Raw genomic sequence first — 12,600 nt, 5'->3', positions numbered from 1 at the left:
CAAATTGTTCAGACTTTGTTCAGCGCCATAAAGGATGCATCAGCAGCTTAATGCCGCACGCATCAAGATACTTCGTCCTACCTCGGAAGAAAAAAGAGGTGACATAAGCCGTGGAACGTTGCCTACCGCTTCGCCACACAGGAAACAGTCAATAAACCTACTGTTCGAGGCTCGATTTATGCACATTGGTACTCAACGCGTCAGCCCTTACCCGGCCTCGACAGAGCCAAAACTACCATCCGAAAACAACGCTGACCCGGCCGATGCTGTTGTTCGCCACAAGCGTTCGATCAACTCCAGCTCGCCCAACGACCAAGAGTTGGTGCAGGAGGTCAGATTAATTGGCAAGTCGCCAGGGCGCGGCTTCGAAGAAGTGAGTGTCAATCCTGATCCGGGTAAACGTGTGGGGCTCGCAGAAAAAGTACCGCCGTCCACCCTTCCAGACCTCAATATCAACGTTGACCCGGCCGTGCGAGAAATCACCGACTCGTTCAACAGCGTCGAGCAAGAGGCAGCAAACTTCCTCAAGAAAAAATTTGCTGAATTCGCGCAAAAGGCAAAAAGCCCGGCGGATAAAGAACAGTGGGATATAGACCCTGATAACACGTTTCTGGTGACGTTCGATTACAACACCACTGGAGAAAGGCCTTACCCCGCAAAGGTCATCCAAAGAATCTCGTTAACCCAGGCGCTGATTCAAAATGCACAGGCCACGCCTGCGGGGCAAGGGTATGAAGTGCCCTTCTACCCGGGCGGACCGGAAGTCATCGTCAAACCTGATCTGAAAACACTCAGGCCCGCAACGTTCGACCTTTCAAGCCGCTTCAACCCCAACAGGGAACTGGCCAACAACACCCATACTTTCCAGGGCATTTACAAAGAGTCCGCCGAAGAGCCTGCACCGGTTTACAACGGGGTAAGCCAAAGTTCGATCACGCCTGCCGAATTCAAAAAACTGATTTGGAAGGCTGATTTTCAACAGCCTTACAAAGCGTTTCTGGATGAGTTCTGGACCCACCACCTGGACAAATACCCCGTGCTGGCCAAAGCGTCGTTCATCCAATCCGCCATGGCCCAGCGTCAAGAGGGCAGCCTGACCCCGCAAGGTCGTGAGCTGATCATGCGAGCTGCGGGTATGTCAGGTAATCAGGCGTCATGGCCGGACATCCAGTACGAAGACTTGCAGAAGAACCCACCCAATGACCCCAACATTGAACTGGGTTTAATCAAGCTCGGCAGCTATCAATCCACCGACCTTGTGTACATAACGGATACCAAGAGCACGCCTGCACTGACGCTGCTTTACATACCCGGGAACTCCTCCCCCATTCACAGCTTCAGCAGCCAGGCGGAAATGAAGCAATGGCTCGCAACACAAATGGCCGACCCTACAAAACGTGCTGCGATGGCGTTGCACTTCGCATTGAAAGACAAACCCAATGGCTTCGCACGAGCCGGCATAGACGAAACGCTGGCAGGTCTTGGTAGCTGGCCTGAAAAACGTGAAACCCCGGGTGGGTTACTCAATTACGACCACAGGGCCTTTACCGGTTTTTGGGATCCGCAAACATTCATCACCACAGAACCGCACCACCTGCCGTTCGATGAAATCGCGAAACGCCAGAAGAACCGTTCCTATGCGGATGCCGATGTCCAGATAACCAGTGATGCAGATCAAACTAAAAAGGCTGTCTTGTCAGCCCTGGAAAAATCCACAAAAGTCGCACTGTTTCTGACCCCGCTGGCGTTAGTGATGCCCGAAGTGGCATTGGTGCTGGATGCCTTTTATCTGGCGGATGGGGTAACCACCACGGTGATTGGCATTGACGACACAGTGCACGGTAAACCCACTGGCACCGAGCGCATTGCGTTCGGCGTGTTCAATGCCGCTACCGTCGTGATCCCGCATATCGCAAGAGGGGGCAAGGCAGCAGAGGGCGCCGCCGGTGAAATCGAGTCCAATGCACTCCACGTCGATGATAAACCTGCACCGACTGCCCCGGAGCCATCGCATCTACAACTACCGGACACGTCCCGACAGTTGCCCGACTTCAGCGCCTACGCCATGCCGGATAACTTCCTTGAGGGTCGAACCCTGAGGGGGGATGGCACGTATCAAGTCGGCGAACGGTTCTTTGTCCGTTACACGGATGGCACAGGTGTCAGCAGAGTATTTGAGATCAGCCGAAACTATAAAACCGAGAATGGATACGTTCGGGCCATTCATCCGGCGACCGGGAAGACAGCGATGTTCTTGGAGTCGGCGGGCAACGGAGAATGGCGTTTAAACACAATGAAGGGCGGCGGCAAGAAAACCATCACGCATGCGCCGCAGAGAAAACCGCTCTCGCAAGACAATGCTATTCCACGCGCCTCGACGGATCAGTCATTGATCAATCATCAGGATTGGCAGTCGATAGTGGATTCGGGCATGTACAACGGCCAACCGGTTTATATTCACTACACCGACAAGGCGGGCGCAGAAGCGATTGCTCGCGGGCAAGCCATCAATGATGCAGCGCGGGGTGCAACGCGAGAGGGCTCGAAGGGCGGTGTGTACGTTAATCCCCCGGGCCAGCAATTCAACAGCGAGAACGTCGAAGACCTGTTGTTTTTAGGTAACGAGCGTTATGTGGGCAGGGGCGACTACATGGTCATATTCAGCACTGACCAAGTCCCGCAGGAGCTCGGCGCGATCACTGCCGGCAGCCCGTTCGTCGAATTGAAGATGCCCAGGGACATAAAGCTGGCGCCATCAAACTTCCTCTACCTGGGCCCGAATAAGTTCCCCAACTATTTCGGTTGAAGGCCGCTTGGAACAGCGCAGGAGTGGTTGCAGGCACTGCTGAAATAAGCGGGTATTCCCCGGCTATTTCAGCAGGCCGCCCCGACCGCTTAGCGCCGGACCGGGCGCTTTTGCAATTTGCGCTGCAATGTACGGCGGTGCATGCCGAGGGCGCGAGCTGTGGCGGAGATGTTGCCTTCGTGCTCGGTCAGCACGCGCTGGATGTGTTCCCACTGCAGACGGTCCACCGACATTGGGTTTTCCGGCACCAGGGTGTCGAGGTCGGCGTGTTCGGACAGCAAGGCCGCCAGCACGTCGTCGGCGTCGGCCGGTTTGCACAGGTAGTTGCAGGCGCCGCGCTTGATGGCTTCGACGGCGGTGGCAATGCTGGAGTAACCGGTGAGGATCACCACGCGCATTTCCGGGTCGAGTTCCAGCAGTTTGGGCAGCAGCACCAGGCCTGAGTCGCCGTCCATTTTCAGGTCGAGTGCGGCGTAGTCCGGCAAGTCCGCCTGGGCGATGGCCAGGCCTTCTTCGGCCGAGCCTGCGGTGCTTACGCGAAAACCCCGGCGGCTCATGGCGCGCGCCATGACGCGGGTAAAGGTGGCGTCGTCATCTACCAGCAACAAATGCGGCAGTTCTTCGCCTTCGACTTGGATCTCGTCACTCATCGATATCTCCTCGTGCGACACGTGGCAGGCGCAGCTCGGTGAGCGTACCGCCTTCCTCATGACTATAGAGTTTCACTGAGCCGCCCGCGCGGGTCACGCTGGCCTTGCTCAAAAACAGGCCGAGGCCGAAGCCTTTGCCCTTGGTGGTAAAGAAAGGTTTGCCGATCTGTTCGGCAATGGCCAGCGGCACGCCCGCGCCGTGGTCACGAATGCTGATGGTCACGTTTTCCGCGTCCCAGTCCAGCTGCACGCCCAACCCTTCGGGGCACGCGTCGGCGGCGTTGTTCAACAGATTGAGCAGCGCCTGGGTCAGGTCCGGCGGTGGCGCCATGCGCGGCACGCTGCCCTGGCCCAACAGATGAAAGCGATAACTGGCTTCGGGGCGCATCAGGTGCCAACGGTTCAGGGCTTCGTCGAGCCACTGGGTCACGTCCTGCATCTCCACCGCCAAACGGCGATTGGCTTCGGCGGCGCGCACCAGTTGCTGCAAGGTTTGCTTGCACTGCTTGACCTGCTCCTGCAACACGCCCAAGTCATCCTGCAGGGCCGGGTCGTGGTGGTCCTGGACCATTTCGTTAAGCAGTACGCTCATGGTGGCCAGCGGCGTGCCCAACTCATGGGCGGCACCGGCGGCCTGGGTGGCGACGGCCAGCAATTGCTGATCGCGCAGGCCTTCTTCACGGCGAATGGCGCGCAATTCTTCCTGGCGGCGCAGCTCTTCGGCCATGCGCGCGGCAAAAAAGGTGATCACCGCAGCCGAGAGGGCGAAACTCAGCCACATCCCGTAGATCTGCAAGTTTTCGCGGGCGATGGGAAAGGTTTGCAGCGGATAGAACCGCGCCAGCAGCAAGGTGTACAAGGTCAGCGCGATACCCGACAACACCACCGAAAAGCGCCACGGCAAGGTCACGGCGGCGATGGTCAGGGGCACCAGGTAAAACGAAACAAAGGGGTTGGTGGAACCACCCGAGAAATAAAGCAACACACTGTGGATAAACAAGTCGCAGGCCAACTGCAGGGCGTATTCCAGCTCGGTCACCGGCCAAGTAGTGCGCAACCGGATGGCGGTAAACGCACAGAGCACAGTGGAAAAACCGAGGGTCACGGCCAGTTGCAGCCAGGGCAGTGGCAGCAGGTCGAACCAGTAGGCGAGCCCGACGGAACCGGCCTGCGCGGCCAATACCAGGGTTCGAATGAACGTCAGGCGCCAGAGGTTCTGGCGTGTGGCGGAAGTCAGTTTTACGGCGGCGAGCATGAGCTCTCCCGGTGAGCGCTGCAGGCGGATCGGCACGAGTATAAACGAAGCGGGCCCGCCGCCACGGCCTGTGTGGCTCTTTGACGCAGGCCGCTCAACCTACCGTTCGTCGGCCTGGGCCGCACGTGTAGGGAATGTGTAAACCCGAAGAACCCGATACCACCGTCTACAGTCATACCGAACACGACTATCCCAAGGAGCTTCCATGTCTCGTTTCACTCGCAGTGCAGCCGTTATCACCCTCGGCGTCGGCGCCCTCGCCAGCCTGCCGGCACTTGCCGCCGATGCGCTGAACTACAACCAGATTTCCCTGCGTGCCGAAGTCAGCCAGGAGGTTGCCCGCGACAAGATGATCGTGACCCTCTACACAGAATCCCAGAACAGCGACCCGGCCAAGCTCGCCGCTGAAATCACCAACACCGTGAACAAGGCGCTCGGCGAGGCCCGCGAAGTCAAAGGCGTGACCCTGCGCCAGGGCAGCCGCAACAGCTACCCGATCTACGATAACAAGAACCAGAAGATCACCGGCTGGCGTGAACGCGCCGAATTGCGCCTGGAAAGTGCGGACTTCCCTGCCCTGTCCAAGCTCACCGGCGACCTGCTGAACACCCTGAAAATGGAAAACATGGACTTTGCCATCGCCGACAGCACGCGCAAGTCCAGCGAAGACGCGCTGCTCAAAGACGCGGTCGCCGCATTCAAGGCGCGAGCCCAGTTGGCCACCGATGCACTCGGCGGCAAGGGCTATAAAATCGTCAACCTGAACTTCAACACCAATGGCTACCCGCAACCGTATGCGCGCAATGGCGCGATGATGCTGAAGGCCGCGATGGCCGATTCGGCGCCGACGCCGGAAGTGGAAGCCGGCACCAGCCAGGTCCACATGAGTGCCGAAGGGGTAATTGAAGTTCTTCAGTAACTCTTTTCGAGGCATAAAAACGGCGCGGCCCTTTAAGGCTCGCGCCGTTTTTTTTAAGCGAGCTGTATGCCCGTCGACGTAAGATTTTCCGCTCGTTATACATATGCTGAGTACACCGCACGGGCATAAGGTGGAACTCTTTTCGCGCAAGTAACCACCCAGTTGCACGTCATTCAATACGGACACTGTCGCACTCGAGCACTCAACCCTGACTCGACAGACGCATTCGCACTATGCGTTCAACTCCACAGCTGTAAACAAACCACGCGACAGCAAAGACACATCAATTGATGACGACGCAACGTTATGCAGTGTGCGCACCGCCCTTCTTATTCAGGCACGCCACGCTATGAATTAAAAACCATACCTATAACGAGCCGCTCATGACCATAAGCCTTACTTCGCTGCCGCAGCCTTTCGTCACTGCCCCTCCAACACCGGCTGTACACACGCGCACGACGCGGGCAGTTGTTGCCTCGCCACCGCAAGAAAATATACGTTTGGGAACACCCAGCGGCGAGCAAGATAAAAAGATAAGTCCTGGCGAAAAACCGACACTGGCTCCAACTCCCAACCATGAGCTTGATTTTGCCAAGGCTGTTATTTATGGCTCCGTCAATGTCTCACCTCCCACGCAAAGCTATACGCAACAGGAACGTCTTCAGCACGTCGATGCGTTTGCCGCGCGCGTTGTGGTGCAAATCAAACACATAGAAAGTGGTGAGGAAGGCGAAAGCAATATCAGGTTCCAGAAGACTCGCCAGTTCCTGGAACCGGCCGGTTACTTCAGCGGTGGGTTGTTGGCTGCCGGGTATGACCCGCATGAAAAAATCACGGTGACGTTCAACGCTTATGTCGGCAAATGGAAGCCGGAACATAAAACCAATACCGATGAACGCACCTACTTTGCCTGGGAAATTGCAGCCGGGGCCCTTAAGCACGACAGGCCCGCAGGCGGCGGCCTGCTGAATTTCCAAACAATGGAAATTCAGCCAAAAGACCGGAACAAGATCAACGGTCTGGAAGCGCTGGGCGCACGGCTGCAGGATCATTGGACCGATGAAATAACCAAACCCATGCAGGACGCGTCAGGCGCATTGGCGAAGCGTTCGGGAAAAGCCGATGCCTATGCGGTGCGGGGCACTTTACAAAGCCTGCGTAACGACAAACACAGTTATGAAAAACTGACACCTGCCGGGCAGGAAGCGATCAACCGCACGCTGGATAAGAACGGTAATGTGGTGATTCCAAATGTATACGGCTACCCATTGGCCGGGTATGCATTTGTTCCGTACGTTAACTATCACGGCGATTATGACCACAGGCCCAATAAAGGTCTGATGATTGACCTGAAGAACGGCAAGATCAATGAAATAAACGGCGATAAAGACTTTGCCAACTGGGCAAAAGAAAACCGCAGTGAACTGCAGCGCAGTTTCAACTCCAAAGACCGCCAGGGCGGCAAAGATGCTCATTGGCCGAAAGCGATTGATGTACTCGACAACTTGATTGCAGGAAATCACGCCACCTACCCGGGACGTCAAAGCCTGTTCAAGGATAAAGCGGTACCGGTGAGGGAGACGTTTAATTACTCCCAATCGCGAAAAGACGACTATGTTTTGAAGTTCGGCAAGCTTAATAACGGTATTGCCGCCGACTATCAGGCGCTGAATGCCAGGAATGCACAATCGGACGACCAGACAGAAGTGTTTGGCTCCGCGCAACAAAGCTGGAAGGGCGCCAAAGAATTGTGGGGACGTACCTTCGGTTACATCCCCGTCGTGGGCAACACGGGCAATATCGTCTTTGGCATTCATGACTCCCTCCATGGCAAGACCGCCGACGATCGCGTGGGCGGCACCGCCGCAGCGGTGATATCGGGCCTGCAGCTGGCCCACGAAATTGCACCCTCTGCCGTGGAAGCCGGGCTGGGTGAACCTTCGCTCCCCGCCCAGTCCGCCACGAGCCCGCATTACCGTTGGAAATATGACGAGCAGTCGAGCGATTTTGAGTTCGTGCGAACCCCAAAGGCTTCGACAAACGCTGAAACAGGCGCAGTCAAACCTGCAACCACGCCTGCCTCATCCTTTCCGGGGATGCAGGAAATAAAGTACAGGGGCAAAACGTATTTCGTTGCTGATAAACCCGATGCGTGGGACGGCACGGCTTACTTGTTGCGCGTCAAGGATCCGAAGGATTCATCAAAATTGGCGAGCAGCGCCATTATTGCCAGCCCTGATGAAACAGGGGTGTGGACCAAAGCCGGCGAAACCGGTGGCGGACGATGGTTCTGGAATCGCCCGATCACCTCAACCGCCAGTGATGAATCATTGTCGACGCCCAAGTTTTCGGAGCGATTTGTTGAGTCTGATGGTTCGAAAATCCCCGGCTCTGCCAAGTTTGACGACTACTTGAACGTTGACGAAAGCAAAGACTATACGTTCATCAATAATCTCTTCAGCGACGGTCCAAACGTTAAAAGGCGCCTTGCCGTCTCCTGGAGAATCGATGACGGGCAGTTCGCGGTGACCGAGACCGAGCGAGCCCAGCCCATTGACGGTTACAACAGCGAGTACTCCACGAGCTTCCCGGTCGACTTGAACCGAGGCGATTACACAATCGTTACCAGAGAAGGTGCTACTGAGGTGCGCACCAAGCTGGATTTCAGGTCAACGTCCGATGAGGAAACGATTAAAACAAGGCTTGCCACACTGGAAGCCACCATTCCCGACCCGAATCTGAGAGCCCGTATTTCAGAGGTTGCTCACCAAGGCGCATCGTTTCCTGCGTTTGTAGAACTCATGCCACCGGTATTGAAGGAGGGTTACAGCGTTTCAGCGGGCGAGAAGTATTTCACCATTGAATACAACCCGGGCAGTGATACCCACACGGTCAAGGCCACTACAAAATGGGACCTTAAACTTCTGACCGAAGACGGTGGCGTCACCAATCGAGACCTGGATATCACCACTTCTCGGATATTCACGATACGGGCAAGCAATGATGTGAGCGGCGACGGTTATGTCATTGATAAATCCGCACCCACCCGAATAGAAATCTCTACACCAGCCGCGGTGTAAGGGGTAATACATGGGTCTTGCGTGAGGGCTGGCACCGCAACTAACGCCAGCCGTCTCTACCTGACAAGCCTGAACGGCGGTAACCTCGGTGACCGCCGTTTTCGTTTGGGCAGCAACATATGCCTGCCACTTCAGGAGTCTCCATGGAAAGAACCGCCTTCAAACCGCTGCTCCTGGCTGCAAGCCTTGTGGCATTCATGCCGATGGCCCAGGCCGCCAGCACCCTGGTCTACTGCTCCGAAGCCAGCCCCGCCGGCTTCGACCCCAGCCAATACACCAGCGGCACCGACTTTGATGCGTCCGCCGAAACCGTGTTCAACCGCCTGACCCAGTTCAAGCGTGGCGGCACCGAGGTAGAACCCGGCCTGGCGACTAGTTGGGATGTCTCCCAAGACGGCCTGACCTACACCTTTCACCTGCGTGATGGGGTTAAATTCCACACCACCGACTATTTCACGCCGACCCGCGACTTTAATGCCGATGACGTGGTGTTCACCTTCAATCGCCTGCTGGATGCCGACAGCCCGTTCCGCAAGGCTTACCCCTCCGAGTCGCCGTACTTCACCGACATGGGTTTAAACACCACGATTAAAAGCCTCGACAAGGTCGATGAGCACACCGTGCGTTTTAACCTGAATAACGTCGATGCCTCGTTCGTGCAGAACCTGGCCATGAGTTTTGCCTCGGTGCAATCGGCCGAATACGCCGCCCAACTCTTGAAGGAAGGCAAGGCCGAGGAGATCAACCAGAAACCGATCGGCACCGGCCCGTTTGTGTTCAAGCGTTACCAGAAAGACTCGCAGATTCGCTACGCCGCCAATAAACAGTATTGGAAACCCGAGGACGTAAAACTCGACAACCTGGTGTTCGCCATCACCCCGGACGCCGCCGCGCGCCTGCAGAAACTCAAGGCCGGCGAATGCCAGGTCAGCGGCTACCCGCGCCCAGCCGACATCGAAATCATGAAGCAGGACCCGAACCTGCGCGTGCTGCAACAAGCCGGGTTCAACCTGGGTTTCCTGGCCTACAACGTGACGCACCCGCCGCTGGACCAGCTCAAAGTGCGCCAGGCACTGGACATGGCCATCGACAAGCCAGCAATCATCAAGGCCGTGTACCAGGGCGCCGGGCAATTGGCGCAGAACGCTCTGCCTCCGGCGCAGTGGTCTTATGACCCCACCATCAAAGACGCCCCGTACGATCCAGCCATGGCGCGGGCGCTACTAAAAGAAGCAGGGGTTGCACCAGGTACCACCATCAATTTGTGGGCGATGACGGTTCAACGCGCCTCCAATCCGAACGCGCGGATGTCGGCGCAGATGATCCAGCAGGATTGGGAAAAAGTCGGGATCAAAGCCAACATCGTCAGCTATGAGTGGGGCGAGTACATCAAACGCGCCAAAAATGGCGAGCACGACGCGATGATTTACGGCTGGACGGGCGACAACGGCGACCCGGATAACTGGCTGGGCGTGCTCTACAGTTGTGCTGCGGTCAAGGGCAGCAATTACGCCAAATGGTGTAACCCGGCCTACGACAAACTTGTGCAGCAGGCCAAGGTCAGCAGCGACCGAGAGCAACGCATCAAGTGGTATCAACAGGCGCAAAAAATCCTTAAGGAACAGGTACCTATAACGCCTATTGCGAACTCGACGGTTTTCCAGCCCCTTCGCAAGGAAGTGCAGGACTTCAAGATCAGCCCCTTTGGTCTCACGCCGTTTTACGGTGTCAGTCTAGATAAGTAACAGGTGCGCCCCAACCGAGTGCGCCAGGCCGCTCGGTTGGGCTTTTTTGGTGCGCGCCATGCACCGAAAAAAGCCTATATATAGACGCATTTGTGTACAAACTTTCATAAATGCGACATTCCTGTACGTTCGTACCACACTTTGACCTTCACGACGGTTCAACATCTTGCAATGGGTATGGCGCCTGCATAAGTATCCGCAGGCCGACTCACGAGGTCGCCCTCACCACCAAAAATGACAACAAATCATGAGGCCAACATGCTTAAACACGCAGTCCTTCCGCTTCTAGTGAGCGCTGGCCTTATGGCCGCAGCTCCTTTCGCCCAAGCGGCGAGCAACCTGGTGTTCTGCTCCGAAGGGAGCCCGGCCGGTTTTGATCCAGGCCAGTACACCACCGGAACAGACTTCGATGCCTCGGCCGAAACCATGTTCAACCGTCTGACCCAGTTCGAACGCGGCGGCACCGCTGTGGTTCCTGGGCTGGCCACTACCTGGGACGTTTCCCCGGACGGCCTGACGTACACGTTCCACCTGCGCGACGGCGTGAAGTTCCACACCACTTCGTACTTCAAACCGACCCGTACCTTCAATGCCGATGACGTGCTGTTCACGTTCAACCGCATGATCAACAAGGACGACCCGTTCCGCAAAGCCTACCCAACCGAGTTCCCGTACTTCACGGACATGGGTATGGACACAAACATCAAGAACATCGAGAAAGTCGATGACCACACCGTCAAGTTCACCCTTGGCACCGTGGACGCCGCCTTCATCCAGAACCTGGCGATGAGCTTCGCGTCGATCCAGTCCGCTGAATACGCAGCCCAGCTGTTGAAAAACGGCACGCCACAGGACATCAACCAGAAGCCGATCGGCACTGGCCCGTTCGTGTTCAAGAGCTACCAGAAAGACTCGAACATTCGCTACACCGGCAACAAGGACTACTGGAAACCGGATGACGTGAAGATCGATAACCTGATCTTCGCCATCACCACCGACCCGTCGGTACGTATCCAGAAGCTCAAGAAAAACGAATGCCAGATCACCCTGTTCCCGCGCCCTGCCGACCTGAAAGCGCTGGGTGAAGACAAGGACCTGAAACTGCCGCACCAGGCCGGTTTCAACCTGGGCTACATCGCTTACAACGTCATGCCAGTGCTCAAGGGCCAGACCGCCGCCAACCCGCTGTCCGACCTGCGTGTACGTGAAGCGCTGGACATGTCGGTGAACAAGCAGCAGATCATCGACTCCGTGTACCAGGGCGCAGGCCAACTGGCCGTCAACGCCATGCCGCCGACCCAGTGGTCTTACGACACCACCATCAAGGATGCCCCGTACGACGTGACCAAAGCCAAGGCTTTGCTCAAGGAAGCGGGCGTCAAGGAAGGCACCGAAATCACCCTGTGGGCGATGCCGGTTCAACGTCCGTACAACCCGAACGCCAAGCTGATGGCTGAAATGCTGCAGAACGACTGGAAACAGATCGGCCTGAAAGTGAACATCGTCAGCTACGAGTGGGGCGAGTACATCAAGCGTTCCAAAGGCGGCGAGAACCAAGCCATGATCATTGGCTGGAGCGGCGACAATGGTGACCCGGACAACTGGTTGAACGTGCTGTTCGGCTGCGACTCGCTGGCCGGTAACAACTTTTCCAAGTGGTGTGACAAGAAATTCGACGGCATCGTAAAAGAAGCCAAGGCCACTTCGGATGTAGCCAAACGCACCGAGCTGTATAAGCAGGCGCAACATATCCTCAAAGATGCAGTCCCGATGACACCTATCGCGCACTCGACGGTGTATCAACCCATGCGCAACACCGTACAGGACTTCAAGATCAGCCCGTTTGGCTTGAACTCTTTCTATGGCGTGAGCGTAAGCGGCAAGTAAGGATCAATGGCGGCGACGTTTCATAACGTCGCCGTTATTGCATCCGCCCAGGCCGTAGGAAACAGACCACACCCGCAGTCATTTCTGTCCTACAGCAATGAACTGCGACTTGCGGCTCCGTTGCCTACAAGGTCTGTCAGTTTTGATGCATTTACTGCCCGCTCCGCGACCCATAACGTCGTAGGACAGCAGAGGCATCACTCTGAGAAAAGCACTTGCTGTGTGTGGGATCAGCGTTGTCTCCCAGGTTTCTTGCCT

The 12,600-nt window shown here is 56.6% G+C and carries 7 protein-coding genes; 5 read left to right on the top strand and 2 right to left on the bottom strand.

The window, feature by feature from the left end; genetic code table 11:
- Positions 1-178: 178 nt before the first annotated feature.
- Entirely contained in the window at positions 179-2,806 is a 2,628-nt protein-coding gene (locus Q7C20_RS05940; RefSeq protein WP_375066240.1) for a dermonecrotic toxin domain-containing protein, read from the top strand.
- A gap of 89 nt (positions 2,807-2,895) precedes the next feature.
- On the opposite strand, the gene Q7C20_RS05935 is transcribed toward Q7C20_RS05940, so the two are convergent.
- Together Q7C20_RS05935 and Q7C20_RS05930 are read right to left on the bottom strand one after the other, a co-directional pair.
- Positions 2,896-3,456 (bottom strand): response regulator transcription factor, encoded by a 561-nt coding sequence (locus Q7C20_RS05935; protein WP_010565532.1) that lies wholly within the window; start codon positions 3,454-3,456, stop codon positions 2,896-2,898.
- The gene (locus Q7C20_RS05930; RefSeq protein ID WP_348055559.1) at positions 3,449-4,711 is read right to left on the bottom strand and encodes an ATP-binding protein; all 1,263 of its coding nucleotides are present in this window, start codon (positions 4,709-4,711) and stop codon (positions 3,449-3,451) included. The genes Q7C20_RS05935 and Q7C20_RS05930 overlap by 8 nt, the downstream gene beginning before the upstream one ends.
- Positions 4,712-4,916: 205 nt before the next feature.
- Between Q7C20_RS05930 and Q7C20_RS05925 the strand changes: the two genes are divergently transcribed.
- The 4 genes from Q7C20_RS05925 (at position 4,917) to Q7C20_RS05910 (ending at position 12,342) form a co-directional block, all read left to right on the top strand.
- Entirely contained in the window at positions 4,917-5,630 is a 714-nt protein-coding gene (locus Q7C20_RS05925) for an SIMPL domain-containing protein (protein WP_375066237.1), read from the top strand.
- Between the two features lie 383 nt (positions 5,631-6,013).
- The gene (locus Q7C20_RS05920; protein ID WP_375066235.1) at positions 6,014-8,710 is read left to right on the top strand and encodes a hypothetical protein; all 2,697 of its coding nucleotides are present in this window, start codon (positions 6,014-6,016) and stop codon (positions 8,708-8,710) included.
- A gap of 143 nt (positions 8,711-8,853) precedes the next feature.
- Positions 8,854-10,455, top strand: coding sequence for an ABC transporter substrate-binding protein (locus tag Q7C20_RS05915; protein ID WP_375066233.1), 1,602 nt, complete (start codon positions 8,854-8,856; stop codon positions 10,453-10,455).
- Between the two features lie 258 nt (positions 10,456-10,713).
- The gene (locus Q7C20_RS05910) at positions 10,714-12,342 is read left to right on the top strand and encodes an ABC transporter substrate-binding protein (RefSeq protein WP_375066230.1); all 1,629 of its coding nucleotides are present in this window, start codon (positions 10,714-10,716) and stop codon (positions 12,340-12,342) included.
- Positions 12,343-12,600: the final 258 nt, after the last annotated feature.

Source organism: Pseudomonas sp. AMR01, from assembly GCF_041946035.1.
Classification (GTDB): Bacteria; Pseudomonadota; Gammaproteobacteria; order Pseudomonadales; family Pseudomonadaceae; genus Aquipseudomonas; species Aquipseudomonas antarctica_B.
This window is presented reverse-complemented; position numbering and strand designations above follow the sequence as displayed.

Bases quoted from the DNA above. Each gene is read 5' to 3' on its own strand.
- Q7C20_RS05940 (WP_375066240.1), top strand. From the start codon at position 179: ATGCACATTGGTACTCAACGCGTCAGCCCTTACCCGGCCTCGACAGAG.
- Q7C20_RS05935 (WP_010565532.1), bottom strand. From the start codon at position 3,456: ATGAGTGACGAGATCCAAGTCGAAGGCGAAGAACTGCCGCATTTGTTG.
- Q7C20_RS05930 (WP_348055559.1), bottom strand. From the start codon at position 4,711: ATGCTCGCCGCCGTAAAACTGACTTCCGCCACACGCCAGAACCTCTGG.
- Q7C20_RS05925 (WP_375066237.1), top strand. From the start codon at position 4,917: ATGTCTCGTTTCACTCGCAGTGCAGCCGTTATCACCCTCGGCGTCGGC.
- Q7C20_RS05920 (WP_375066235.1), top strand. From the start codon at position 6,014: ATGACCATAAGCCTTACTTCGCTGCCGCAGCCTTTCGTCACTGCCCCT.
- Q7C20_RS05915 (WP_375066233.1), top strand. From the start codon at position 8,854: ATGGAAAGAACCGCCTTCAAACCGCTGCTCCTGGCTGCAAGCCTTGTG.
- Q7C20_RS05910 (WP_375066230.1), top strand. From the start codon at position 10,714: ATGCTTAAACACGCAGTCCTTCCGCTTCTAGTGAGCGCTGGCCTTATG.